This window comes from Roseovarius carneus, assembly GCF_020141465.1.
In the GTDB taxonomy this organism is placed as follows: Bacteria; Pseudomonadota; Alphaproteobacteria; order Rhodobacterales; family Rhodobacteraceae; genus Roseovarius; species Roseovarius carneus.
Map to the genome: position 1 here is coordinate 1,270,994 of NZ_JAHSPD010000001.1, position 25,710 is coordinate 1,296,703.

Annotated in this window: 25 protein-coding genes and 2 tRNA genes; 6 read left to right on the forward strand and 21 right to left on the reverse strand. The window is 61.3% G+C overall.

The features are described from left to right. Position 1: 1 nt before the first annotated feature. The 5 genes from rodA to KUD11_RS06335 all read right to left on the reverse strand — a co-directional run bounded on the left by rodA (position 2) and on the right by KUD11_RS06335 (position 5,677). Positions 2–1,141, reverse strand: coding sequence for a rod shape-determining protein RodA (gene rodA / locus KUD11_RS06315; protein ID WP_109385619.1), 1,140 nt, complete (start codon positions 1,139–1,141; stop codon positions 2–4). Next, a complete protein-coding gene (gene mrdA, locus KUD11_RS06320; protein WP_109385617.1) occupies positions 1,138–3,078 on the reverse strand; it encodes a penicillin-binding protein 2 in 1,941 nt (646 codons plus the stop codon). The genes rodA and mrdA overlap by 4 nt, the downstream gene beginning before the upstream one ends. Further along, entirely contained in the window at positions 3,075–3,614 is a 540-nt protein-coding gene (locus KUD11_RS06325; protein WP_109385615.1) for a rod shape-determining protein MreD, read from the reverse strand. The genes mrdA and KUD11_RS06325 overlap by 4 nt, the downstream gene beginning before the upstream one ends. Beyond that, positions 3,607–4,539: a rod shape-determining protein MreC gene (gene mreC / locus KUD11_RS06330; RefSeq protein WP_109385613.1), complete on the reverse strand. Its 933-nt coding sequence runs from the start codon at positions 4,537–4,539 to the stop codon at positions 3,607–3,609. Before mreC ends, KUD11_RS06325 begins: the two co-directional genes overlap by 8 nt. Positions 4,540–4,630: 91 nt before the next feature. After that, positions 4,631–5,677, reverse strand: a complete 1,047-nt coding sequence (locus tag KUD11_RS06335; RefSeq protein ID WP_109385611.1) for a rod shape-determining protein — start codon at positions 5,675–5,677, stop codon at positions 4,631–4,633. A 361-nt stretch (positions 5,678–6,038) separates the two neighbouring features. Here KUD11_RS06335 and KUD11_RS06340 point away from each other — a divergent pair, with 361 nt between their 5' ends. Together KUD11_RS06340 and KUD11_RS15270 are read left to right on the forward strand one after the other, a co-directional pair. After that, positions 6,039–6,890 carry an urea carboxylase-associated family protein gene (locus KUD11_RS06340; protein WP_109385607.1) on the forward strand — a complete coding sequence of 284 codons (852 nt, stop codon included), beginning with the start codon at positions 6,039–6,041 and terminating at the stop codon, positions 6,888–6,890. Next, the gene (locus tag KUD11_RS15270) at positions 6,887–7,258 is read left to right on the forward strand and encodes a cupin domain-containing protein (RefSeq protein WP_109385605.1); all 372 of its coding nucleotides are present in this window, start codon (positions 6,887–6,889) and stop codon (positions 7,256–7,258) included. The genes KUD11_RS06340 and KUD11_RS15270 overlap by 4 nt, the downstream gene beginning before the upstream one ends. A gap of 69 nt (positions 7,259–7,327) precedes the next feature. Here the strand turns inward: KUD11_RS15270 and ctaD are convergent, their stop codons facing one another. Further along, the gene (gene ctaD / locus KUD11_RS06350) at positions 7,328–9,001 is read right to left on the reverse strand and encodes a cytochrome c oxidase subunit I (RefSeq protein ID WP_109385603.1); all 1,674 of its coding nucleotides are present in this window, start codon (positions 8,999–9,001) and stop codon (positions 7,328–7,330) included. Between the two features lie 281 nt (positions 9,002–9,282). Continuing rightward, positions 9,283–9,951 (reverse strand): lipoyl(octanoyl) transferase LipB, encoded by a 669-nt coding sequence (lipB, locus tag KUD11_RS06355; RefSeq protein ID WP_109388139.1) that lies wholly within the window; start codon positions 9,949–9,951, stop codon positions 9,283–9,285. Positions 9,952–10,049: 98 nt separating this feature from the next. On the opposite strand from lipB, the gene KUD11_RS06360 reads away from it, so the two are divergent. From KUD11_RS06360 to KUD11_RS06370, 3 genes are all read left to right on the forward strand, one after another. After that, positions 10,050–10,135: transfer RNA gene (locus tag KUD11_RS06360), tRNA-Leu, on the forward strand. A 358-nt stretch (positions 10,136–10,493) separates the two neighbouring features. Continuing rightward, a tRNA-Arg gene (locus tag KUD11_RS06365) sits at positions 10,494–10,570 on the forward strand. Positions 10,571–10,636: 66 nt separating this feature from the next. After that, on the forward strand, positions 10,637–11,524 hold the full coding sequence (locus tag KUD11_RS06370) for a hypothetical protein (protein ID WP_109385601.1): 888 nt from the start codon (positions 10,637–10,639) through the stop codon (positions 11,522–11,524). On the opposite strand, the gene KUD11_RS06375 is transcribed toward KUD11_RS06370, so the two are convergent. The 12 genes from KUD11_RS06375 to KUD11_RS06430 all read right to left on the reverse strand — a co-directional run bounded on the left by KUD11_RS06375 (position 11,478) and on the right by KUD11_RS06430 (position 23,456). Then, positions 11,478–13,685, reverse strand: a complete 2,208-nt coding sequence (locus KUD11_RS06375; protein ID WP_109385599.1) for a DNA methyltransferase — start codon at positions 13,683–13,685, stop codon at positions 11,478–11,480. The two genes, KUD11_RS06370 and KUD11_RS06375, sit on opposite strands and share 47 nt — an antisense overlap. 576 nt (positions 13,686–14,261) lie before the next feature. Next, on the reverse strand, positions 14,262–14,522 hold the full coding sequence (locus KUD11_RS06380) for a hypothetical protein (protein WP_109385595.1): 261 nt from the start codon (positions 14,520–14,522) through the stop codon (positions 14,262–14,264). Between the two features lies 1 nt (position 14,523). Beyond that, positions 14,524–15,234 (reverse strand): hypothetical protein, encoded by a 711-nt coding sequence (locus KUD11_RS06385; protein WP_109385593.1) that lies wholly within the window; start codon positions 15,232–15,234, stop codon positions 14,524–14,526. Positions 15,235–15,330: 96 nt separating this feature from the next. Continuing rightward, complete coding sequence (locus KUD11_RS06390; RefSeq protein WP_109385591.1) at positions 15,331–15,546, reverse strand: hypothetical protein; 216 nt, start codon at positions 15,544–15,546, stop codon at positions 15,331–15,333. Between the two features lie 46 nt (positions 15,547–15,592). Then, a complete protein-coding gene (locus KUD11_RS06395) occupies positions 15,593–16,135 on the reverse strand; it encodes a hypothetical protein (protein ID WP_109385589.1) in 543 nt (180 codons plus the stop codon). Beyond that, positions 16,132–16,734 carry a recombinase family protein gene (locus KUD11_RS06400; protein WP_109385587.1) on the reverse strand — a complete coding sequence of 201 codons (603 nt, stop codon included), beginning with the start codon at positions 16,732–16,734 and terminating at the stop codon, positions 16,132–16,134. Before KUD11_RS06400 ends, KUD11_RS06395 begins: the two co-directional genes overlap by 4 nt. Continuing rightward, positions 16,731–17,387 (reverse strand): DUF3489 domain-containing protein, encoded by a 657-nt coding sequence (locus KUD11_RS06405; protein WP_109385585.1) that lies wholly within the window; start codon positions 17,385–17,387, stop codon positions 16,731–16,733. Before KUD11_RS06405 ends, KUD11_RS06400 begins: the two co-directional genes overlap by 4 nt. Before the next feature lie 588 nt (positions 17,388–17,975). After that, positions 17,976–20,441 carry a virulence-associated E family protein gene (locus tag KUD11_RS06410; protein WP_109385583.1) on the reverse strand — a complete coding sequence of 822 codons (2,466 nt, stop codon included), beginning with the start codon at positions 20,439–20,441 and terminating at the stop codon, positions 17,976–17,978. Next, complete coding sequence (locus tag KUD11_RS06415) at positions 20,438–20,689, reverse strand: helix-turn-helix transcriptional regulator (RefSeq protein ID WP_109385581.1); 252 nt, start codon at positions 20,687–20,689, stop codon at positions 20,438–20,440. Before KUD11_RS06415 ends, KUD11_RS06410 begins: the two co-directional genes overlap by 4 nt. Positions 20,690–20,934: 245 nt before the next feature. Then, positions 20,935–22,155: a tyrosine-type recombinase/integrase gene (locus KUD11_RS06420; RefSeq protein ID WP_109385580.1), complete on the reverse strand. Its 1,221-nt coding sequence runs from the start codon at positions 22,153–22,155 to the stop codon at positions 20,935–20,937. A 450-nt stretch (positions 22,156–22,605) separates the two neighbouring features. Further along, positions 22,606–22,884 carry a glutaredoxin 3 gene (gene grxC / locus KUD11_RS06425; protein WP_397545203.1) on the reverse strand — a complete coding sequence of 93 codons (279 nt, stop codon included), beginning with the start codon at positions 22,882–22,884 and terminating at the stop codon, positions 22,606–22,608. 56 nt (positions 22,885–22,940) lie between these two features. Then, positions 22,941–23,456 carry a YkgB family protein gene (locus KUD11_RS06430; protein WP_109385578.1) on the reverse strand — a complete coding sequence of 172 codons (516 nt, stop codon included), beginning with the start codon at positions 23,454–23,456 and terminating at the stop codon, positions 22,941–22,943. 137 nt (positions 23,457–23,593) lie between these two features. On the opposite strand from KUD11_RS06430, the gene KUD11_RS06435 reads away from it, so the two are divergent. Next, positions 23,594–24,184, forward strand: a complete 591-nt coding sequence (locus KUD11_RS06435; protein ID WP_109385576.1) for a TetR/AcrR family transcriptional regulator — start codon at positions 23,594–23,596, stop codon at positions 24,182–24,184. Positions 24,185–24,531: 347 nt separating this feature from the next. Here the strand turns inward: KUD11_RS06435 and KUD11_RS06440 are convergent, their stop codons facing one another. After that, complete coding sequence (locus tag KUD11_RS06440; RefSeq protein ID WP_109385574.1) at positions 24,532–24,909, reverse strand: DUF2237 family protein; 378 nt, start codon at positions 24,907–24,909, stop codon at positions 24,532–24,534. 90 nt (positions 24,910–24,999) lie between these two features. Continuing rightward, a complete protein-coding gene (gene pth, locus KUD11_RS06445; RefSeq protein WP_109385572.1) occupies positions 25,000–25,674 on the reverse strand; it encodes an aminoacyl-tRNA hydrolase in 675 nt (224 codons plus the stop codon). Positions 25,675–25,710: the final 36 nt, after the last annotated feature.

Here is a 25,710-nt window from a genome sequence, read left to right on the forward strand (position 1 = left end):
ACTACCTCGGACGGTGGACATGGGCGCTTTGCACGAGGCCAAAGCCGATCATTAGGATCAACATGGCCGAGCCACCGTAGCTGACCAAAGGCAGTGGCACACCGACCACGGGCGCGAGGCCCATCACCATCGATATATTGACCGCGAAAAAGAGAAAAAACGTAGCCGCCACCCCCAAAATCATCAGCGAGGAAAACCTGTCGCGATTGGCCATGGCGGAGGCGACGCAGAAGACAATGATAAGCCCATAAAGCGCCAGCAGGGAGATCGCGCCGAGAAACCCGAACTCCTCGGCCAGGGTGGTGAAAATGAAATCGGTGTGCTTTTCGGGCAGAAAGTTCAACCGGCTCTGCGTGCCTTGCATGAAGCCCCGCCCGGTCCAGCCGCCCGACCCCAGCGCGATCTTGGATTGGGTGATGTGATAGCCCGCTCCCAAAGGATCGGTGGAGGGATCAAGGAACGTATCAATTCGGCGATATTGGTAATCCGCCAGAAGCTGCCAATCGGTGCCACGGCTTTGAAACACCGCCGTGATAAGGCCGATGCCAGCTGCCAGAACGGCGGCGAAATAGGCCCAATGCACACCTGCCAGAAACATCATGATGGCCCCTGCCACCAAGAGCAATATGGACGTACCAAGATCAGGCTGCTTGAGCACCAAAAAGACTGGCATCATGATCAGCGCAACAGGGATCAGCACGAAAGCGGGCTTGGACGTGCGCGCGAGCGACAGCCAATCATAATAGGCGGCCAGCACCATCACGAGGGTGATCTTCATCAACTCTGACGGCTGCAGCCGAATGAAGCCCAGATCGATCCAACGCTGCGCGCCCATGCCGACTGCGCCAAAAAATTCCACCGCCACCAAGAGTGCCAGCGCCACGAGATAGGCCAGCAGGGCCACGTTGCGCCAGAAATATATCGGGATCATCGCGACGAAAATCATCAAGGCAAAGCCGAGGCCGAACCGTTTCATCTGCGCCTCGCCCCATGGCTGGAACGAGCCGTCCGCCACCGAGTAAAGCATCAAAAAACCAACGCCCGCCACTGCAGTCAAGAGCAGGGCCAGTGGCCAGTTGAGGTAGAGGATTTTGCGCAAGCCCGAAGGCGTCGTTTTGACGGTATATTCAAGATAACTCATGCGCGGTCACGCGCCTCTGCGTGGTAATCGGGCCGCGCGTCGCGCAGGCGGGCCTGCAAGGCCTTGATGTTTGCACGGTCCTTGGCCGGATAGGCCTCCAACGGCGGATCTTCGCCGTAAAGCGCCTGAAGCGTGACGTCGCGCGCGATGGGGGCTGCCGCCGTTGAACCGCCACCGCCATGCTCCACGATCACCGCCACGGCGATCTTGGGATTATCGTAGGGCGCGTAATTCACGTAAAGCGCGTGGTCTCGGCGCTCCCACGGCAGATCTTCGTTGCGGCGCACACCGGCGGCGCGTTCGGCTGTGGTGATATTGCGCACTTGGCTGGTGCCGGTTTTGCCCGCCATGCGCATCCCATCGGCGATAATGCGGCTGCCATAGGCCGTGCCGCGCCTTGTGTTGACGGTATCATACATCGCGCGGCGAATCTGGCGTAGGTTGTTCTCGTTGAGGCCGAGATCCTCGCCATGGCCGGTGGGTGTCTCCACCCCGTCGATGGATTTGATCAGGCGGGGTGTCACGCGGCGTCCAGTGGCAAGGCGCGCAGTCATCACGGCCAGTTGCAAGGGCGAGCTTAGCACATAGCCCTGCCCGATAGAGGCGTTCACGCTATCGCCGATGCGCCATTCTTCGCCGCGCGTCTCGCGTTTCCACTCGCGGTTGGGAATGAGACCGCTGGCCACGGAGGTCATCGGCAGGTCATGCTGGACCCCAAGGCCAAGGCGCTGGGCCATCTCCGCGATTTTCTCGATTCCCGTTCGCAGAGCCATCTCATAGTAGTAAACATCACAGCTTTCTTGCAGCGATTTGTTCAAATCCACATTGCCGTGGCCTGCGCGTTTCCAGCAGTGGAATCTGTGGCCGCTGACCTCCAGGTGGCCTGGGCAATACACCGTGTCATCGGGAACGGCGATGCCGTTTTCCAACGCAGCAAGTGCTGTGATCATCTTGAAGGTGGAGCCGGGCGGGTAGATGCCCTGCACCGATTTGTTGGGCAGCGGGCGGTATTTGTTTTCCAAAAGGGCGTTGTAATCGGCGACAGAGATCCCGCGCACGAAAAGGTTCGGATCAAACCCCGGCGCCGAGACCGTTGAGAGAACATCGCCCGTCTCGCAATCCATCACCACCACGGCGGCGCTTTTGCCGTTCAGGCGCGCATGAATGTAGGATTGCAGATGGCTGTCGGTGGTTATCTGGATATCGCTACCCGGCTCGCCCTCACGGCGGTCAAGCTCGCGCATCACACGGCCCGCGGCGTTTTGCTCCACGCGCATGCTGCCTGCCTTGCCGCGCAGCATGTCTTCACGGCGCTGCTCAAGACCGATCTTGCCGATTTGAAAGCGCGGGATGCGCAAAAGCTGATCCGGGGCCTCAATCCGCTCAAGATCATAATCGCTGACCGGGCCCACATAGCCCACAAGATGCGCGTATTCCTCCAGCATCGGATAACGCCGCGAAAGACCCACTTCGGGCCGGACACCGGGCAGGGCGGGGGCGTTTACTGCGACGCGGCTGACCTCGTCCCACGTGACACGGTCCGCCAGTGTGACCGGGTGCAGCCGCGAGCGACGCATCTCTTCGCGTGCGCGCTCAATCTCTTCGGGGTCGAGGGCCACTATCCGGCCCAACCGTTCGATCAGGTCATCGATATCGTCGGCTTCTTCCTGCTCAATCATGATCCGGTAGCTTGGCACGTTTTCGGCCACGACAAGGCCGTTGCGATCAAAAATCTGCCCACGCGCAGGCGGGATGAGCCGGATCTTGATGCGGTTCTCTTCGGCGAGAAGCCGGAATTGATCGGCCTCCTCGACCTGCAAATGTCGCATCCGCCAGACCAAGAGCCCGACAAACCCGCCCTGCGCCGCCCCGAGGATGAGACCCCGGCGGGAGATTTTGCGGTGGCTCAGGGCCGTGTCACGTGTGGGGCGTCTCATGTGCGCTGTCCCATGCTGCTGTCATCGCCAGGCCGGATCTTGCGCACCCGCGCCAGAAGGGCGGACGCCATGACCACAAAAGGATAGGCCACAATCGTCGCACCCATCTGCATCAGGCTCAGCACCAGAGGGGCTTGATCCACCAGCAAGATAGCAAGGATAAGCCGTTCGGCCAATGTCATGATCACAAGGACGCTCGCCACGGTCAGCCATTCCGGGCCAAAGCCCATATCGCGCAGATCTGCCGCCCGGCTGCGCAAGGCCTCGGCCCCCAGCACGACAAGGGCCGCCCAGAGACCGGGCGGGCGTTGAAACAAGAGATCCGCCAGCAACACGATGAGACCAATCAAGAGGGGCGGCGCAAGTTCAGGGCGGCGCAGAACCCACGCAAAGGCAAGGGCAGCGATCAGATCGGGACCTGCCCAGCCGCGCGGCAGCATGTCCAAGGGCAAAAGCCGCCAGAAGATTATACCCATGCAGAGAAGGGCGAACAGCGCGCGCATGGACCACAGATATGTACCGCGATGCTCAACCATCGGTCGGCGCCCCCTCTTCAGACGCTTGCGCGCCCTCCTCAACCACATCAGCAGGTGGCGTGGGCGGCGCGGTCTCGATCAGCGCGCCGGGGGTTTCGATCGTCTCACCACCCAGATCGCGCAGGACGCGCAGAAATTCCAACTGCTCGTAATCTGCGGCAAGGCGCAGCCGCATCCGTCCGCCGGGGTCGAGGGCGATTTGCCCGACCAAAAGCCCCGGAGGAAAAACGCCGCCATCGCCTGAGGTGATCACACGGTCGCCGGGGCGCACGCTCCCCGCGTTCTCGACGAAATCGACAGGTGGCGCGGCTGTGTTATCGCCGAGCACGAGGGCGGTCTGCCCCGAGGGCTGCACCGTCACGGGGATGCGGCTGGACGTATCGGTCAGCAGAATGACCCGCGCCGAATTATCCCCTACGCCCGAGATCCGCCCGACAAGACCGAGGCCGTCCATCGCGGCCCAGCCATCCTTGATGCCGTCGCGCGCGCCCACATTCAACAGCACCGATTGCCGAAACGGCGATCCGCTATCAGCGCGCACGACCCCGGTGATGAACGTCATCCTCGGATCAAGCCGCACATTGTTGAGATCCAGAAGGCGGGCGTTTTCCTGCTCCAATTGCAGGGCGGCTTCCTTCCATTGGGTCATTTGCTGCAATTCGCGGCGCAGCTCGCGGTTCTGATCATAGAGCCGCTCATAGCTTTGGAAATCGCGCAGGATGTTCACCATCCCCGTCACCGGCGCCATGGCCCAGTCAAAATTAGGCACGACCGTATCAACCACCTGCGCGCGAAACCGCTCAACCCGTGGGCTGTCGATACGCCAGAGCAGGAAAACCCCCAGAAGGCACAACAGCACTACCCCCAAAAGCAAGCGTTTCAGAGGGCCAGTATAGTCATCGCTCTGTCGTCGGTCCCGTGCCAAAGCGTCCTCGCGGGTAGGGCGCAGGGGGCGCCCGCGTGATGTGGTCCCTGATCCTCAGATATAGCTGCAGCGGGCCAAAGCCCCAAGCACCTTAGCTGTCGTAATCAATCGCGTGGCGCAGTTGTTTTTCAAACTCCAGCGCTTTGCCGGTGCCAAGGGCCACGCAATTGAGCGATTCGTCGGCGATAGACACGGCCAGACCTGTCTGCTCGCGCAGTGCCAGATCAAGATCGCCCAGAAGTGCGCCACCCCCAGTCAGCATAACGCCCCGGTCCACGATATCAGCGGCCAGATCCGGCGGTGTCGCCTCCAGCGCGGTCATCACCGCCTCGCAAATCTGCTGCACGGGTTCGGCCAAGGCCTCGGCAACTTGCGCCTGATTGATCTCGGTTTCTTTTGGCACACCATTGAGCAGATCGCGCCCACGGATTTTCATCGAGGTGCCGCGTCCATCGTCTGGCATACGTGCCGTGCCAATGGAGGTCTTGATCCGCTCGGCGGTCGATTCGCCCACCAAAAGATTTTGCTGACGGCGCAGATAATTGATGATCGCCTCATCCATGCGGTCGCCCCCCACCCGGACCGAGCGGGCATAGACGATATCACCAAGGCTTAGAACAGCCACTTCCGTGGTCCCGCCGCCAATATCCACGACCATGTTGCCGGTGGGATCGGTGATCGGCATGCCCGCGCCAATGGCCGCCGCGATTGGCTCGGCAATCAGGCCGGCCTTGCGCGCACCCGCACTGAGCACCGATTGGCGGATCGCGCGTTTCTCGACCGGGGTGGCACCATGCGGCACGCAAACGATGATCTTGGGCTTGGAAAATGTGGTGCGTTTGTGAACTTTGCGGATGAAATGCTTGATCATCGCTTCGGCGGTGTCGAAATCCGCGATCACGCCTTCGCGCATCGGGCGGATCGCCTCGATGCTGCCGGGGGTGCGGCCCAGCATAAGCTTCGCGTCTTCGCCCACGGCCAAGACTTTACGAACACCGTCCTTGACGTGGTAGGCCACGACGGAAGGTTCGCTCAGGATCACGCCGCGGCCTTTGACGTAGACCAGCGTGTTTGCTGTGCCGAGGTCGATCGCCATATCCTGCGTGAATAGGCCGGGAATTCTTGACAATATCGACATGAGCGCGGCGTCCTGCGATGAGGTAAAGTGAGATCCACGACGAAGAACGCCCGGACAATCGTCCTTATAGAGGGCGCGCGCGGTCGGTGAAAGGCCCTGTTTTCAGGGGCTGAGCGAGACCATGCCGGAATAGAAGGAAGCGCGGGATGATTGTTGTTGCGGGGCTGTTGATCGCGTTTCTTCTTGTGCTGCTGGTGTCTAACCGGCGCACGCGGATGTGCCGATGGCGGCAGGACCGTTTGCACGACAAGGACGGGCAGCGTGCATGGCGATGTGCGGCCTGTGGCGCGTGGGACTTTACGCGGGGCGAAAAACCTCCCAAGGAATGCTGCAAAACAACACCTGGTCGAGGAGACATGCCATGAAACGCCCCAGCGACGCAGAAATCCGCCGCGCGGTCCCGCCCGTGATCTGCTATCCCAACGAGACACTGCCTGTGCCCGATTTGGTACAATATGCGGCGGCGCGGGCAGGGGCCAAGAAAATCACTGAGGTGCTCGTACCCCCGCGCGAGGCTGCGTGTTTTCGCGCCGAGGCGGGGCAGTTTTTTCGCATATCCTCGGTAGAGGGTCCGCAAGTAGGCGATCTCAACCTTTGGAACGCGCATGACCTTTCCGAGCGGTTTTATTCCGGAAAATCCCGCGCCCTGCACGGCACGCACCTATCAACGGGTGAGCGGATGTGGTCCTCGTTCCCCACGCTGCGGCCCATGGCGACGATCACGGAAGATACGCTCGGATGGTACGGCATCGACGCCTTTGGCGGATCAGTGCATGACGTGATCGGCACGCGCTGCGACCCCTATACGGGCAATCTTCTGTCGGGTGCGCAGTATCATCATTGCTGCCATTCCAACCTGACTCGCGCCTTAGCCGACGAGACCGGCCTGAGCATTGGGGAGGCCGAGGGCCACGTCCATGACGTGCTCAACGTCTTCATGTGCACCGGATTCACCCGGGACACAGGGCAGTATTTCATGAAAGCCAGCCCCGTTCGGCCCGGAGACTATCTAGAGTTTTTCGCCGAGATTGATCTGCTTGGCGCGCTCAGCGCTTGCCCCGGTGGCGATTGCTCGTCTGAGCATTCCAGCGATGCGGCGGCGTGTTATCCGCTTTTGGTAGAAGTGTTTGCGCCCGCACCCGGTGCGCTTGAAGGTTGGCAAAGTCCAGCCGTGAACGCCTATGACCGTAGCCACGGGCGGGGCGCGCCGTGATTGGCTATGCCCCCGGCGATGATGTGGGCGTGCTGGAGGAGTGGCCGTTTGACAACCCGCTGAGCGATTACCGCATATTAAACGGCGCGCCGCGTGCATCGGGGCGGCTTGATGCGGGCGGTGCGGGCACCCCCACACGGATGGGTATCTGGCGCTGCACGCCGGGGCGGTTCATGTGCACCGAGCAAGGTGACGAACTGATGACGATCCTCGCCGGGCGGTGCCGTCTGATCAATCACACCAGCGGGGAGGAGGCCGATCTCGGCCCCGGTGATAGCCTTTTCGTGCGGGACGGATCGCGCGTGACATGGGATATCTCGGAAGAGATCACCAAGGTGTTCTTCGGGCACAAACCCGGCGGTTACTGAGACTCCAAGACCTGCTAACGCAAAAGGCCCCGGAGATGATCCGGGGCCTTTTGGTGTTTTTGGAGCGGCTCAGTGCGCCGGGCTCTTGTCCCAGTCTTCGCGCTTGGGAAGCTGCTCGAACGTGTGCTCGGGCGGTGGCGAAGGCAGGGTCCATTCCAGCGTATCTGCATACTCGTTCCAGGGGTTGTTCTCGGTCACCCGTGCGCCGCGGAAGAGGGCATAGATGATGATCACGAAGAAGAACACGAAGCTCGCGAAGGAGATGAACGCGCCGAGCGACGACCACCAGTTCCAATAGGCAAACGCCTCGGGGTAGTCGATATAGCGGCGCGGCATGCCCTGACGACCCAAGAAGTGCTGTGGGAAGAATGTCAGGTTCGAGCCGAGGAACATCGCCCAGAAGTGCAGTTTGCCCGCCCATTCAGGGATATGACGCCCAGACATCTTGGGGAAGTAGAAGTATATCCCCGCAAAGATGGCGAACACGGCCCCGAGGCTCATCACATAGTGGAAATGCGCCACAACATAATAGGTGTCATGATAGGCCCGGTCCACGCCGGCCTGTGCGAGCACGATGCCTGTCACGCCGCCCACGGTGAAGAGGAACAAGAACCCGAACGCCCAGAGCATCGGTGTTTTGAACTCGATTGAGCCTTGCCACATGGTCGCGATCCAACTGAACACCTTAACGCCTGTGGGCACCGCGATGACCATCGTCGCTAGCATGAAGTAGGACTGCTGCGTCAGGCTCATCCCCACCGTATACATATGGTGCGCCCAGACGACGAAACCCAGCGCGCCAATGGCGATCAAGGCCCAGACCATCGGCAGATAACCAAAGATCGGTTTACGTGCGAAGGTTGCGATGATGTGGCTGATGATCCCGAAGCCTGGCAGGATGATGATATACACCTCCGGGTGGCCGAAGAACCAAAGGATGTGCTGATAGAGCACCGGATCGCCGCCGCCGGAAGGATCGAAGAACGTCGTGCCGAAATTGCGGTCGGTTAGAAGCATGGTGATCGCACCGGCCAGAACCGGCAGAGCCAGAAGGATCAGCCATGCGGTGACAAAGATCGACCATGCAAAAAGCGGCACCTTGAAGATTGTCATGCCGGGTGCGCGCATGTTGAGGAAGGTGGTGATCATGTTGATCGCACCCAAGATCGAGCTTGCCCCCGAGACGTGCACCGCAAAGATTGCAAGATCCATCGAGATGCCCTGCTCGTTCGTCGAGAGTGGCGGATACATGACCCAGCCCACACCAGAGCCAAGCTGACCACTGCCGCCCGGCGCTAGAAGCGACGCCACACCAAGCGAGGTGCCCGCGACATAGAGCCAATAGCTGAGGTTGTTGAGACGCGGGAACGCCATGTCCGGCGCGCCGATCTGAAGGGGCATGAAGTAGTTACCGAAACCCCCGAAAAGGGCTGGAATCACCACGAAGAACATCATCAAAACGCCATGATACGTGATCAAGACGTTCCACAAATGGCCGTTTGGCGTACATTCTCCCACCGCGGCGGCGGTGAAGCGCGCACCTTCAAGGCACATATACTGAACGCCGGGCTCCATAAGCTCGAGGCGCATGTAAACGGTGAACGCCACCGAGATCAGACCGACGATGGCTGATGTGATCAGGTAGAGAATGCCGATGTCTTTGTGGTTCGTGGACATGAACCAGCGCGTGAAGAAGCTGCGCTCGTCTTGATGATCATGACCATGAATGGCTGCATCTGCCATTAGGTGCCTCCTAAATTTCTGTCTTATGGCCGTGCATAACTCCCATGGAGGGAGGAGGAACGCGGCTTTCCTTCCCTGTTCTAGTGCGCCAATGCATGCTGAGCAATGCCCCAAGGGCCGCAGCGCAGGAAAAAAATTGTCGCAGCATCTTGAAACGACACTGTCCATAACATGGCGTTAAGATGGGCGGTTTTTCCTGAGGAGCACGGTTATTCCGGGGCCCAAAGGGTGCGGTGGGCGCAAAAACCCTCTTGTGGCGCGGGCCTTGAGGCAGGGCATGGTCAGGGCCGGACCTGCGCAGGTGCGCCGAATCGCGCATCAAACGTCTGGCGCAGCGCCACATCAAGATCGTCCATCGTCACCGGCAGGCCCAGATCGACAAGGCTGGTCACGCCATGCTCGGTGATGCCGCAGGGAACGATGCCCGAAAAATGCTCCAGATCGGGCTCCACATTGATCGAAATGCCGTGAAAGCTCACCCATTTCCGCAGGCGGATGCCAATCGCGGCGATCTTGTCTTCCGCCTTGGCCCCTGAGGCGCGCGGCGGTTGGTCGTCGCGCTCGATCCAGACGCCCACACGCCCCGGCCTGATATGGCCGCGCAGGTTGAACGCAGCCAGCGTATCAATCACCCAGCCCTCAAGCTCTTCGACAAAGGCGCGCACATCGCGTCCGCGTTTACCCACATCAAGCATGGTATAGATCACCCGCTGCCCCGGCCCGTGATAGGTATATTGCCCACCACGCCGCGCCTCATGCACCTCGAACCGGTCTGGGTCTGTAAGGTCCTCGGGGCGCGCGGAGGTGCCAGCGGTGTAGAGCGGTGGATGCTCCAGAAGCCAGATCATCTCATCCGCCTCGCCCGCCGCAATGGCATCCACCCGCGCCTCCATAAGGCGCAGAGCGTCCTGATATCCGGTCAAACCGGGAGAGATGAGCCATTCTGTCATGGCTTGCTGATACACTGCGATGGGCCTCAGGAAAAGCGCGTGAAATTACGCCTTCACAAAGCTGCAAAGACCCGCTAAACGCAGCGCACCATCACGGAGCGGTCGTGGCGGAATGGTAGACGCGCAGCGTTGAGGTCGCTGTGGGGTAACACCCGTGAGAGTTCGAGTCTCTCCGACCGCACCAAATTTCTTTCGCTCAGCGAAATGTCACACCAACTCAGAGAATTTTGCTGAGCGGCAGTCGTTTTGAACGAACGATGAGAGCGGCTGATCGCGCGAGGTCGCTGAGTTTGGGTCCGCTGCATGACGGCTGACGTCTCAACCCAAACGCAAAACCTGAATGTTTTATCAACGTCTTCACAGCCTTGCTGAAGACCGCCCGATTGTTTAAAGGTCTCGCGGCCACGGTCCCGTAGCTCAACTGGATAGAGCACCTGACTTCTAAGCCGGAGGTCTGGGGCCGTAAGAAGATGGAACTACAACGGGTTAGGGAAAAAGCGGCAGCTTGCGAACCGTTTTCCGAACCGTTATTAAAGAGCCACGGTCCCGTAGCTCAACTGGATAGAGCACCTGACTTCTAATCAGGTTGTTGGGGGTTCGAGTCCTCCCGGGATCGCCATCACTTGTTGCAGACGGTTGCTTTTTCAGTGTAAGTCTCCACTATATTTGTAGTGGGGACAATGGCTTGGCTGTAGATTTGGCGATTGAAGCATTTGCGGTGCTGAGGGCGGAGTTTTTCGACGCTGAAGGCAAGCCCAAGACTTTTCACCTTAGGGACAAACGCAACACGCAAGACGACCCTTTTGACGAAATGGTCGCTGCCTTGCTCGCAGAAAAGACGCCCGATGAAGTGCGCTGCGACCAAGCGTCGGGGCCGCTTATCACCCCTGACATGGCTCTCTACCGGCCAGCACTATGCGACGGCCTGCCGTCGGATCAACTCCGTTCCGATACATCCCGGATCGTTGGGCTAGAGGTGAAGAAGCTTGAAAGGTCGGCAGGTGGGAGGATCGCGCGCGCATCCGGTCTTGATTACAATTCTACGCCGCCGTGTGGCACGGTGCGCGCCTATAACGCCAATGGCTCCGTGCTTGACCTCAGATGCTTCTACCTTTTCGTTTGCTTGGAATGGGGCAGCGAGCCTGGGACGTGCAGCCTATCGGCGCTGTGCCTTTGCGACGGCAATGCGCTCAACGCTGACTTCGACTACTACCTGTCTGTCGCGGGCCAGCGCAGCAAAGAGATCGGCGTGGGGAGCTATGGTGACGGCGCTAACAGGAACCGTCCGATGGTCATCTTTGCCAACCCACTGGGAACGCCGCAACTTGACCACGCGGTCACTCTGATTCACGGCAAGGCAGGTTTAGCCAGCGGCCACGACAAGGCTCAAGATGCTGGGAAGTTGCGGCGGAAAATGCCGGACGGCACGAGCAACGAGTTTTCGATCTATATGCAGCAGGCACCGGATGGTGGACCATTGCTCCTCAATGACCCCTTCCTAACACCCGCAAATCGCTCTGAAAAGACTACTGGGCGGGGCAAGTTCTTGATTGGAGTTCGTCCCTCAAGCTGACTAGCCTTTCTATGGCAGCGTCTATGAGGTCAGCCCCAAACAACTTGCTTGGCTCCTCAGCAAGCGAGCCCATTGATTCCTGCTTGATGAGTTGCCCCATCAAGATGATCATAATGTCGTTTCTGCTCAGCTTGCGCCCGGACACGGCAAGTCTGCTGACCTGCGCCGATGCCGCCTTTTCTGCATCTTGAGCGCATGGTGTAGCTGAAGGCCGGTCAGCGCCCCGCTTCCGACAGACAACTATGATGTCGAGGTCGATTGGCTCTTTTGCTTGATTCTTCGGTGTCGCGCCCGACATCTCCGCTTTGACCGGCTGGCTGGCTGTAATGACGAAACCGGCTGTTCGAAGTGCGTTCAGCACGCTGCTCCAACCCTCTGTGCGCGAATGATGGTAGGAGAACAGCATGATCCCGTCATCTTTCAGGACGCGGTGGCATTCACGGAAAACGTCGCCCAAGCGGCCCGAAAAGGCTTCCACGTCCTGATGCTGAACCTCCCGGGCAGACCGCGTTGTCTCGCTGCTATTGTCGCCCAGAAGATGCCTCTGCCAAACATGGAAGAAGTCCGCGAGCTGGCTGTAGTTGACGTTGTCGAAGAACGGCGGATCGGTCGCAACGATATCAACGCACCCGTTTTCCAAGTCTGTCTTAGAACTGTCTCCGCATGAGAGGTAGAGGCGCTTAGCCGCTCCAAAGTCAGAGAAATTGTCCGCGACTTCGTGGCCTATCGTTTCGGAAAGGCCAAATACCTTGTCAGATTTGCCACCTGACAGCCGCAGTTCAAATGGATCTTCACAGTATTGGATTGCCCTAAGGAGGCGTGAGCGAAAGAGTGTTGAAAATGCCCCGGAGCTCTTTGGCGTACCCCAAGGGTTCGCTTCAAGGGGTGTCCTCTCCGGTTTCAGGATGTGGTGGTAGAACATGTGTCGAACAGCACCAGTTCCTTCACCTTTGAATGAAGCGAACATGTTGTTAAACTCTAGGGTTCCGCTGAACAGGCACAGCATCGCGTCCCGAATTGCGGGCTCTGGTATCTCCGATACTGCCTTGCCCAAAAGGCCAAGGCAGAGGAGCTGGCGCGAATTGAACATCTGGTGCCAGTGCGAATAGCCATAGTTCATGGCTTGATTGGTGTTGTAACCGGGTGAAAGTGCGACTTGCGGGAACAAGTGCTGGCAAGCCTCAAGCTGCCGTTCTGCCTCGGAGTATAACTCTAAGTCCTCCTCGGATACCGGAAGGTAGCGCTTTGTGCCGTCGCTCTGTAGGACAAGCTTTGCATACATCCGCGAGCTTGGAGGTCCACCAACCTCTCTTGAGCGCCCCGCAATGCCGAAAGTAGTGTGGCATGACGGGCATGTAGCCTTCGTCCCCTTGGCTGGCGCAGCCTGTGGGTCGAACTCACTTTCGCACGCAGAACAAGTGACTGAACTGGCATTATACGCGACTTGGTTGATCTCTCCGCAGCGTGGGCAGAGGCACCTGCTCTCAGGGTGTTTCTTCGGGTATGCGTGACGCGAGAAAATGTAGTTTGAAAACAAGTCCACGTCGCTGCTGCAATTGGGGCAAGAAAGGCTCTTAACCCAGAAGAAGTAGAGAACAGTGGCCTGTTCCCCTTCGGGCGTCGCGGTTGTATAGTATTGCTGTATTTTTGAGCGGACCTTCGCCTCTAGGCCGTCGAACGCTTTTTGTACTGCTGCGCGTGGATGAAACTGCAGCGCATTCTTGACTGCAAAGTGCGCGACCGGATTGATATCTCGCCCTATCGCCTTCGAACCCAACTTTAAGGCTTCGCCTAGAGTTGTTCCGCTCCCCATGAATGGATCAAAAATGGTCGCGCCGGGGAAACGTACAGGAGAGTGGAACAGCTCCCTTACGTCCGCACCTTCTGGTGCTGAAGCGCCGATTAGGGCGGCTCGGAATACGGTTCCAAGGCGCTGCGCCCACCACTTGTGAACATGGTAGGGAGGGCGGTTGACCTCTTTGCGCCAGCTTTCACGCTCCGCAATGTCGCTGATGAACTCTATCGGGAAATCTTCGGACTCAATCGCCCGCTTTTCGTGGGAGGGCAGTTCCATTGTGCTCGGCGGGCTTGACAGGTCGAGTTCATCTTGAATTTTTTCCAACACTTCACCTCTCGTGACTTCGGCGTGCAGCTGGAACAATCCAGGAACATCCCCTATAACTAACTTAGGATTTTGGAAACGTCTATACTTATCCCCGGCAGCACGGGCAAGCACATCATGTTGATTTCGATTATCATCAAACAGGTTGCGGAGCCACCCCGAAAACGCCTCGCCGGATCAGTCCGGCGGGGCTCTTGTTCAGTGGGTTCCGCCATGTCGTTGCGCGCCACCCTGCAAGCTGCCGTTTTCGGGGTCAGTGCATCACGGGGCGCGGCAACCAGAGGTCACGGGAGAACAGACACCAGCCCAAGGCGGTCTGCACCGCGCGGTCGTGCTGCCGGATCAAGTGTGGCGTGGCGGTGGCGGGTTCGCGGATTGCATCTGTCCACACGTCGCGGCGGGTCCCCGGGTGGCGTCGGCAAAGAAGCCCAACGAGGCCCCCGAGCGAGGCACGGGGGACGCGGTACAGGCGCGCGAAGTCCACGACCATCGCGGGGGTGGGCCAGCCGTCTTTGCTCGCCTCCTCCGCGTGGGCCATTAGGGCGAGGTGCGCCAGTTGAAGCCGCCGGGGGAACAGCCGCCCGTAAGCCTCTGCCAGCCGGTCCGCGTCCATCTTCACGCGCCGCGACCCGGGCCGGTGTAGGTTGCGCCCAAGGCATCGCCCTGGAACACGCAAGGCACAAAGCCGCCCGCCGCCGTTGCCGCGACCTGCGTTGTGTCGAAGCCCGCGAACGGGGTGTTCAGGTTTGGCGTGAGGGCGTTGGCAGCGAGGACCGCCGCCGGGCCGTCCGCCGCGTCCACGAGTGCTGAGTGGATGGCGGAAGGGTTCTTGAGGTGGGCAGCGCCCTTGGGGCGGGTGACGAGGTACAGGGCCATATCAGGCCTCCTTCTTGTTGAGTGCGAGCTTCACGCGGTCCAGCGGGCGGACCCGCCCGGTTTCATACTCGCGGTTGCGGTTGATTGCGCGCTGGGTCGCCTGCTTCACGGCGGCGATGGCGGCTTGAACGCCGCGCGTCTCCTCGCCCACCAGCTTGTCGGCAAGGTCCTGCGCGCTGAACGGGCGGGACCGGGCGGGCATCCGGTCAAGGATTGCGACAATGGCCGCGCCCATGACCTTGTTGTCAGTGGCGACGGCAAGCAGCGCGGCGTTGCGCAGGTCCACGATGCCGGAGCCGTCAAGCTGTTGCTGGAAGTTGGAGCGCTCCTGCGTCCCGAGCCCGGCGCGGGCAAGGACGGTAACGGGCGAGGCCCAGAGCTGCGCCGTGGTGGCGAGGCTGTCCGCCGCCGCGTTCAACTCCTTGAGGTGAGCCCAGCGGGCATCCGAGGAGTTGGTGACAACCTCCCGGCGGGCAATGGCAGCGGCCTTGTCGGCGGCGGCCTGTTGATCCTTGGGCTGAAAGCCCGCGCGGGCGAGGCTCTCAGCGGCGTCTGCTGCGCGCTTGTTTACGCCGGACTCAAGTGTGTCGATCAACGTGCCGAACTTTTCAGCGCGCCGGGCCGCGACCTCAGCGAGGCTGACCACCTCAGCGGTGGACAGGATGGGCTTGTCGGGGATTTCAAGGGGGAGTGATGGGGCGGGGTCTGCCATGTCGGGCTCCTCATGCCGTGGGAGGCTCCATTGCCGTCCCTTCGCCCCAACTCTACCCTGAGTTGCGTGGCGGGCAGAGCGCGATTACTTGTTGTCCTAGAGCCACCAAGCGTACTGCGGATCACCGGCCAAGCCCGGCGCGGCGCGCCTCGCTTTGGCGTATGTCTCGGGCAGGTGTGCCTCCGGGTCCTCCGCCACCATCGCCACGGCATAGCCCACGACAACCGGTGGGGCGTCCGTCACGAGGGCGAGGACGGGCAGCGCCTCCCAAGCGACTGAGTGGGCAGGCTCCATCTTCGCGGCGTAGCCCATGCGGGAGAGGAGCCCGGCGGCATTCGCGTACACTGTTGCCCGCGCCTCAGTCACCGCGCCGCGTCTCCGGGTCCGTTACAACGTCCGGCTCGCCGGGGATGCGCTTCACGGCGTCAGGACGGATGGGGCTGTCATACGTCCCCGCCTCCCGCTGCGCCTCTAAGAACTCCTCCATGGTCATCTTGTTCGGCACCACGAGGACGCCCCCGGTATTGACGCTCAGGCTCAGGTTCGCCTCAAGCGCCTCGCCCTCGCGGTACTGGTGGCGGGCCTTCAACAAGAAGATGTTGGCGACGATGTTCCCCTCATCGGCGGCCTCGCGGAGGTTGCTCACCAGCGCGTCATGCTCACGGGCGAGCCCGGCGTGGTAGGCGTCGTCAACCTCGGACTGGCGGTCCCGGCACGAGCGGAAGGCGTCCTTGCTCATTCCGAGGGCTCGGGCAATCGTGGCGACGTGTACGCCGCGCCCGGCCAGCTCCTCCACAAGGCGGAGGCCCAGCTCAGTCACGCGCCAGTGCGAGCGGCCACCAGCCCCGGGTTCGGGCGGGACCAGCCGCGCGGGCAGGTCAGTCTCAGTGCGTTCAGTCATGGCTCAGTCGCCTCCTTGTCAAATTGTGTGCACACCGTCTGGCTCAGGCCCTTGCCGCAGCGCAGCTCGCGGGCGATGCGGTCCATGCCCATCCCCCGGCTGCGCAGGTTGCGGATTGCGGCAATCAGGGCGTCGGACGCCGGGGGCCTGCCCAGCCGCTTGCCCTGCGCGCGGGCGCGGGCGAGGCCCGCCTTGGTCCGCTCAACGATCATTGACCGCTCCATCTCAGCGACCATGCCCCGGACTTGGAACAGCAGCTTGCCGGAGGGCGTCGTGGTGTCCAGCGCCTCCTGATGCAGGTGCAGGTCGATGCGCAGCGCCTCAAGGTCATGCACGAGGTTGAGGAGGTCCCGGAGCGAGCGCCCGAGGCGTGAGGCGTCCCACGACATCAGCACATCGTACCGGCGGCGGGCCGCGTCCGCCCGCGCCCTGTCCAGCTCAGGCCGCGAGGCGATGGCACCGGATGCCGTCTCAACGTACTCCTGCACGACGGTCCAGCCCGCGCGCTCCGCCACCTCCCTGAGGCAGAGGAGCTGGTTTTCGCAGGTCTGCCCCCCGGTGCTGACGCGGGCATAGATCGCGGCGCGGCGGGCGGTCATGCCGACGCCTGCGCGCGCTGGACGTGCGCAAGTGGCGCGGACAGGCCCTTGGGCAGCACGAGGTGGTAGCAGTCGGCGTCCCCGCGCTGGGTCGTGCGGATGCCGTAGCCCTTCACCTTGTTCATGTCCCAGTTGAGGCCCGACTTGACCGTGATCGGCTTCCAAGGCGAGAGGGCGGACAACAGCTCTACCATCGTCGCGCCCTCGCTGCGGCTCAGCATGTCCACGAGGATCGCCTGCTTTGTCCCGGCACGGCACGGCTTGACCTCCGCCTTGGGCGCAAGGTTGACGCCACGGCCCCGGCGCGGCGGTTTCACGGGCAGGTTCTTGGGGGTCGGTCCCTTGCGGACAGTGGCGGACCGGATGGCGGCGTCAACGTCGGTCGGTTGGCGCTGCGACAGGGCCACGAGGTTCTCCCAGATGCGGCGCGCGGCGGTGGTGCGGTCGGGGAAGCGCTTCACGGGCGGGATGCCCAAAGCAGAGGCGGACGCGGCGAACAGGGCCGCTCCCTGCTTCATGGTCAGCTCGGACAGGTCCTCTGCGATCAGGACCAGCAGGTGGTCGTGTCGGTCAGCGGCGGCAGTCGCGGCCTCCTCAGTGCGGTGAATTGCGAAGGTTGCGGCAGTCGGGTCTATGGTTGTGAAGGTCGTCATTGTGGTGCTCCATTTCTGAGAACTTGGAGAGAGCCCAAGTGACGGAACGTATCGTGAACATATCCACCCCGTAAAGGGAAATTACTGGGGTGGCAGTAGGTTGGCGGACGCGGCCCAGTGGGAATGGGCTCCGGCGGAGGCGCTGCGCAGGACGTTTTCGGGGTAGCTGTCACGGGCGCTTGCAGAACTTGTTGCCGGAGCGTCCCGGGGGTGGCAGCAGCGCGCGCGGCGGGAATGGCTGATCCTGCCCACCAACCTTTTACGCCTCCGCACAGGACGTGTTTTGGTGTTTCCTGCACACATGCCCAAGGGATCGTTCCCCCGCCGTACCCGGCCCGTTCCTCAGAGGCGGGAACGCTGCGCCACCACCGTAGCTGGCTCCCCTCTGCCGTTCCTTACCGTTCCCCCCCTATAGGGTAGAGTAGAAAGGAGGCGGAGGGACGGCAGCGCCTTTGGGCGTCGGGCTCCTGCGGCACACCTCCGGGCGGGCGCGCGGAACGGGGAGGTTCGGGGGGAACGGCCAGCATTTCAGCCACAGGGGCAGAGGCTTAGCCGTTCCCCCGTTTTTCCACCGTTCCCCCACTGGGCCTAGAAAGACCGGCCCGGGGCCTCCACCATACCGTCCAGTTCACCCTCGGGATCGAAGCGCGGAACTAGATGAGGCACGTTGCCGTCTCCACGGACATAGCACCATTCCGGGTGTGGCAGGCCAAACCGCCGCTTGGACCTTTCAAAGCCCAGCCGCCGCATGGCGTCCCCGAGGCGCTCATTGTCGTCCTGATTTCGCTGCCCCGGCAGCTTGCCTGCGATGCGCCACGCGTCCTCCGCCTTCACCTTGCAGGGCCGCTCGTCACCCAGAACACTGTAGAGCCGCTCATAGAACGGTTCCTCCACGCGCCTGTCGTCCTGTTCAGCCTCGGCATCGGCCCACAAGTCGGGGTCCAGCCGGATAGCCGCACCGTCCGCCTCACGCGCCGCCGCCTCTGCCCAGAGCTGGTCGCGGTCGCGCCTAAGTGCATCAAGGTCAAAGCCCTCCACCGCCACCGGCCAGAACCGGCGGTTGCCGGTCGTGTCGCGCAGGTAGCGGCTGTCATTGGTTGTGCCGATGATGACGCACTGTCGCGGCACCTCGCGCTCGCGCCGGTCGTAGGCCATGCGCGCCTTGTCGTGAGTCCGGGACAAGAAGCCCTTGAGGTGGTCCGTCCCAGCCTTGCGGTTGCCCTTCAACTCGCCCGCCTCGGCAATCCACTTGCCGGAGAGGGCTTCAATCACGCGCTTGCTCTCCGCATTCAGGGGCAGGTCGTCGGTGAACCATTCCTCACGGCCCGCCAACACCTTCAAAGCGGTGCTCTTGTTCGTCCCCTGCGCAGATTCAAGCACCAGCATCTCGTCAAACTTCACGCCGGGCCTGCGGACCCGGCGGACGGCGGCGACAAGCACCAGCCCCCCGACCGCGCGGGTGAATGCGGTGTCAGCCGCCCCGCCGTAGGTGGCGAGCCAGCCGTCAATGCGCGGCACGCCGTCCCAGCGCAGCGCCGCAAGGTGCTCAAGGACCGGATGGCGCGCGTTGCGGCGGGCATGGTCGCCCAGAACGTCATAGAAGAAGTCCTTGGTGGGCCGGAAGCCGAACCGCTCGTCAATCTCAAGGCGGAGGCGGACGGCGGCGGGATCGTCCAGCGCCGGGCCGTAGCCGTCTAGCCCCTCGATCAACTCACGGTCTGCGAACTGGTCGTGCCAGAGCACCACGCCCAGACGCCTCAGCGCCACGCGAATGTTTTGCTGCGAGCTGGCAACAGGCTTGCCGTCCTTGTCGGTGACAAAGCTGTCTTCAACACTCTCCTGAGCCTCACGGACCTGCCGCCGGGCGTAGCCTTCCGCGCCCTTCTGATCGTGGATGTGTCCGCTGATTGCGAGGTCCCTGTCCAACAAGACGCCCAGCATGTCCTCCTCAGTGCAGCCGGAGCGAACCATTTCACAAACGGCCCAGAACACCACCTTTGAGCGGTCCCCCTGCCAGTTGCCTGCGGCGTCAAACGTGCCGTCCCAGCGGCCCGGGTTGTCGGCGTCGTGTCCCGCAATGAGGATGCGGCGGAGGAAGTCTTCAATGGGCAGTTTTTCAAGTTCCACCCCCTGCGTCGGTGGTGCAATGCCACCGCCCTTCTTGTGAGGGGAGGCCGCGCCAACGGGGCGAGCACTTGGGAAGCCCGCCAAGTCATAGCCGCGCGACCAGTCCGCCCAGAGGACACGCGCGAGGGCGGGGACGCGGCCCTTGGCGACCTTCTTCTTGCCCGGGACGTTGACCGTGCCCACCAGTCGCATGATCCGTTCGGCATTGTGGCAGTTGTCCGCCTGTAGGTCCGTCTCAACTTTGAAGTTGCGTCCCTCCACTGCCTCGAACAGCCGCGCAAGGTGCGCGTCCAAAGCCGCACGTTCGGCATCGCTCAATGCGCCTCGCTCCTTGGGCTCGTCATTCCGCCAAACCAGTCGCGCCATCTCAGCAGAACCACCCACCGAAACTTCCCGGTCTGACAGCCAGAACGCCTGCAAGCCGCCGCCACTGTCGATGATTACGCTCGGGGCCGGTTCATAGGACCGGAGCTGCGTCCACGCGCGCTCTCGCTCCCGTTCAATCGGTTCGCCCGCCCTCGGGTCAACGTCAACGTGTAGCGCCCGCACTGCCGACACCGCGCCCTTGTTGGGCTTGCTCGACACTGGCCCGTAAACCTCATTCACAGTGAAGTAGATGTTCTGGCGACCCTGCCGCTCGTCCATCCACGCCGCCATCTTGTCGCGGTCGTCAGCCGTGAATGTTGCCGTGGTAGTGCGACCGCCGTCTGGCGGGATGGAGGTCAGAACGCGCTGGCCCGAGCCGCACCACTGGTCAAGGAAGTCCAGCGCGGCGGGTGTGTCCGGCAACAAGTCTTTCTGGTCGGTTCCGGCGGCGTCTGCGGGTATAGTCTCAGGGATGATGTTGGAGTGATCGTTTCCATTATCCCTTGTGCCCCCGGTTTGCTGCCCAGCGCCGGGGGTGCGCCCCTTGTCCCCGCCACTCATTCCCCTGCCTCCATCCACGCGCGCACGTCATCGGCGCGGTAGCGGACGCTGTGTCCAACCTTGAGGAACGCGGGACCCTGCCGCTTGGCGCGGTACGCCTCAAGCGACTTGGTTGAGAAGCCCGTCATCTGCGCCACCTGTTCGGCGGTCAGGTACTCCGGGTTCATCGGGAGCCGCCCACGCGGCAATTCTCTCAGAAGGCGTTCTGCGACAGCCTCCGCAACGGCATCAATCGTCTGTTGGTCCATGGTTTTGTCACCAAGTCAGACCGCTAGCGGGCAGTCAGATTGGTGACAGGGCTGGGGTGCATACGATGCACCTACCGGGTTGCCCCGCGCCATTTGCTTTCTGGCGCTCCCCGCGCGCGGCACTTCCCGGCTGGCCGACGCGGTTCCCCATGCTGGCTTGCACCAGCATCCCCTGTTTCAGGGTAGTCATGTGACCCCTGATATACCCTCCGAGCCCCTCCTTGGGAAACCCTAATTCCCCCTTTTCAACCCTCAATCTCTTGTTGTTCGGGCTCCAACAGGGCGAGGATTGCCGCCGTCATGCGTTCCTGTTCCGCCAGTAGGGTGTCGAACAGTGCGCGCTCGTGGATGTAAACGCCATCTATTCCCGGGACGGTGTGGTCCAGAAGCAGGCGCGCGTTCACCCGGTCAATTCCGGTGCGCTGGGCAACGGTGCGGTAGGTGTGGCGGAGGATGTGGCCTGTCTCTGAGGGCAGGGCCTTCTCCTTCCAGACCTGAGTTGCGATAACTTCGCCCGTCTTGCTGGACCGGGAGGCGAACAGCCAAGGCGCGCCGGGGAACAGCAGCTCACTTGCCGCCAGAGCCCGGCGCACGACGTCAACCATATGCCCAGACAGAGGCAGGTCAAAGGAGCGGCCCGACTTCATCCGGGGGATGGAGATTGACTGCCTGTCCAGCCGCACCCATTCGCGGCGGATGCTCACGAGCGTTCCGGGGCGCAGCCCTGATAGCAGCCCGAGCTGGTGCATGTCGCGGCGAAGGGGGTTGGGCAGCGCCTTCACCCGCGCCCACCAGTCCGCGAGGTCCTCGGGCATGATGACCCTGTTGCTGGCCCGCTCCTTGTTGAACGTGACCGCCGCCACTGGGTTGCCCGGCAGGGCGTCGGGATCATCCACCACCTTGAGGGCGAAGTTGTAGGCTGCACGGAAGTCACGCAGGGCCTTGTTCGCAGTGGTCGCGCCGTGGTTCGCTGTGATCCGGCGGTGTTCCTCGCGGGCCGCGCTGCGGCGCACGTCGGTTATGGGAGTGGCGGCCCACTTGGGCAGGTATCGGTCAAGCCGTTCCATCATGTCGGTGATGGAGCGTTCAACGCAGCCACGGGCGCGCATGTCCGCCCCGTACTCCTCGAACATGCGCCGGACCGTCCAAGCGCCCGCGTCCCCCGAGGCGTCCGGTGCCGGGGCGTTCGGGTCAATGCCGCGCTTGATCTGGTCCAGCACCACCAGCGCCCGGCTCCGGGCGTCGTCCAGCGTCATCTCCTCAGTCCCCCCGAGGGTGTGGCGGACGGTCTTGACCAGCACCTTGCGCCCGCGCGGACCCTGCCAGAGGTCGCGCTGAACCTTGTAGGATTTGCCCGTCTTGTTCACGGCCACGAGGAGCCCCGTCACCCGCTCATCTCGCACCGTTGAGGGCTTCCCCGCATACGCCAGCGCCCTGATTCGTGCCTGTGTAAGTCTCTCTGGCATCCCATGCTCCTTTCCGAACCGTGTGGCAGCCCGCCTGCGAACCGTAAACGAACCGGGAGGGGATCGGGCGGGAGCGGGCAGCTTAGGGCGAAGGTAGCTCCAAATGCCTGAGAACGCTAGTGTTTAGGGTGGACTCGCGGGTGGGAAAGGGGTACAGTCCACCGACTTCTAATCAGGATGTTGGGGGTTCGAGTCCTCCCGGGATCGCCAGATCGCCTTTTGTTGAGCGGCAGGCGGCTTTGACCTTTACGTCATGTACTCGGACCAAACGACCCGCCGGATAAAAAGCGGCCTTTCAGCACCAGTAAGCAAGCGGCGGTTTTTTTGGGGGGGAACACAAAGCCAGTTGCCACGATGTGCTGCTGTCTTCAAAAACGCATCCTGAGCATTTTAGCACGACACCCTTTAGGCGCTTTCAGCCAGCTTCTCAGATTAGACCTCCATGCTGTCTTACCTTGCTTTTGCATTGCGCAACATTGCATCAAGCGCACCTTTCGAATTTAGCGCTCTCAGATCACTGTTTCCGCCGACATGAAAATCGCCAATGAAGATTTGTGGCACGGTATGCCGACCCTTGGCCCTGGCCATCATTTCTTTCGCACGCACGGGGTCGTTTGTGATGTCATGATTTGTGAATGAGACACCCTTTTTGGAGAGAAGAGCTTTGGTTGCCTTGCAGTGTGGGCAGTAGCCCTTGGTGTAGATTGTGACGTTGGGCTTCATGGTCATTTTCTCCGGTGGGTGGGGGAGCACCCTAACCTCAAAGGATCAGGGTGCTCTCATTTTCAGCTCTCTTTGGCAATTCGGCGCAGCGCGTCACCCGACAGGAAAATGGCCCCAGCCAACAAAACGATATCTTTCAGCAGAAATTGACCGGGCACAACGGATAGGGCGGGAAAGCCGCCAAGGCTGGGCTCTGTCACCGGAGCAGTCAACAAAAGACTGGATGTGACAAAGAACGTGAGCAGTGCACTCAATGCACCCAGCAGGCCAATCTTGGGGAATTTGAAGCCAAGCAGAAGAAAGACTGCGGTTACAATTTCTGTTGCGCCAATCAGGTTTGAGGCCCCTTGCAAGCTGAACACTTGATACAGCCAGCTTGTAAGAGGGCTGGACGCGACCAAGCCTTCAATCGCCCCGGCCTCATAGGCGGTGAACTTCATGGCCCCGATCCAGCCAAGGACGGTTGCGCTGGTCAAGCGAAGCGCATGTACGCCGACATTTGTGACTGTGTCGCCAAGAGCGGCAATCCGTTCTGCTGCATCTTGGGTCAGTGTGCTGTTTGTTGAAGTTGAGGACATATCGCGTTTCCTTTATTGACCAATCGGTCTTTTATTAAGTAAATGTATGTGGCTGTGTTGCCAGTGAGTGAGATTTAGACATTAAAGACCGAATGGTCAACAATCGTATTTTCACAGATGAGTGAGGAGTATTTCAAATGCAAAACCCCGGACGCCCACGGGAGTTTGACCCTGAAGAAGCGCTATCGAAGATCATGCAATTGTTCTGGGAAAATGGATATGAGGCTACAGGCCTGCGAGACATCATCGCGGTGACTGGTCTTGGAAAAGCGAGCCTTTACGCTGCTTTTGGCAATAAACAGTCGATGTATCTCCAAGGCTTGTCACATTACGAAGGGCTGATGGTTGACGCTGCCGTGTCGGCTCTGAACAGATCTGACCAACCTCCCATGGCGCGCATCGGGATGTTCCTGTCATCGCCCATCATCGCTGTGCGCGACCATAGGGACCAGCGTGGGTGTTTCTTGTGCAATGCCTCTGCTGACCGGGCTTCGATGGATGAGGGTACGAGCAAGATAGTTCAGCGTGGCTATGAAAAAATGCGCCGGGCAATCGAAAATGCGCTGGTTGAGGCGCAACCGGATATCAATCCGTCGCTTGCCGCGGCCCGTGCACAACTTGTTTTAACTGTCTATTCGGGTCTAAATGTCATGGCGCGATCAGGGATCGCGGCGGACGTGCTCTCGCTTGCCACGCAACAAGTCATTCTGGCTATCAAAGCCGATTGAAATGAATATACCGTAGCAGCGCAGTCGGAAAATTGTCCTGACTTCTAAGCCACAGTTTGGTGACCCAAAAACACTCATGCGTGGCACATGCGCAAACCACCTCGGTTTGCGCCGCCACAAACCCCGTGCAAAACCGATGCGTTTGTTGTCGGTCGTAGACGTGATCGTCGTGCGATTTGGTCAGGCATACCTGCTGTGCGGGTCAGAGTCGCTTGGCGCAAAAGAAGCGTAAATTCAGACACATGACCTGCACCGCGCCAAAGTTGAGTGATGTTCGGCAGGCCCTTCTTTGTTTCGGATAGGCCTGTGCCCGTCTTCGGGGGCGGGTCATTGGCTGAGCGCAAACATCAGGTCTCGGCATGCGCTTCCAAGATATTGAGGGGCACGATGTCCAGCGCACGTTTGTGGGTCGCGGTGAGGCGCACTTTGGGCGCGCAGCCCTCGTCATGGGCCTGCAGGAAGCGCGCGGCGCATAGACACCACTGATCACCGGGCTTGAGGCCCGCAAAGCCGAATTCCGGGCGCGGGGTCGACAGGTCGTTGCCGACATACTTGGAAAAGGCCAGAAATTCGGGTGTCATCAAGGCGCAAACCGTGTGGCTGCCGCGATCCTCCACGCAGGTGTTGCAATGGCCATCGCGGAAAAACCCGGTGACGGGATCGGTCTCGGAGCAGGGTGCCAGCGCCTGGCCCAGCACGTTTATTGCCTCGTCTTTGCGGATCATGGTCGGTCCTTTCCTTGCTTAAGTGAGATTAGCGCACTTGGCCTGCCGGGCAAATCACATGCGACAGCGTTTCGCGAAACGCTCTAGGCGTCACTTGAACCTATCGAGCAGTTTTTGCATGGCGCTGCGGGTATCCTCTTCGGGCGCGCGCTCTGCTGCCGGTGCGGGCGTCTTCGCGGCGCTCTTGGACGAGCGTGGCGGTGCGGTGCGTTGGGCCACGGCGTTCTGGAAGCGCCCGCCATCGCCCTCGGCCAGATAGGCGGCCCCGTCGCTGACACCGCGGATCACATCATCGAGCCAGCCTTCATCGGCCTTGGCGAAGTCATGCAGCACGTACCCCGGCACCGCCTCCTTACGGCCCGGGTGGCCCACGCCGAGGCGTACACGGGCATATTCCGGCCCGATATGCTGGTGGATGGAACGCAACCCATTGTGGCCCGCATGGCCGCCGCCTTGTTTAACGCGCACCTTGCCGGGGGCGAGGTCGATCTCGTCATGCAGGACGGTCACATCACCGGGGTCGGCCTTGTAAAAGCGCATCGCTTCGCCCACCGCCTGCCCCGAAAGGTTCATGAATGTATCGGGCTTGAGGAGCAGCACTTTCTCCTGCCCCAAACGGCCCTCTGAGACGCGGCCCTGAAACCGGGCCTTCCACGGGCCAAAGCCGTGATCCTCGGCGATCCTGTCCACGCACATGAAGCCGATATTGTGCCGGTTGCGGGCATATTTCGGCCCCGGATTTCCAAGTCCTGCAAAGATCAGCATCGGGCCCTCATTTCTGCGCTTTGTATCGCCTTGGCC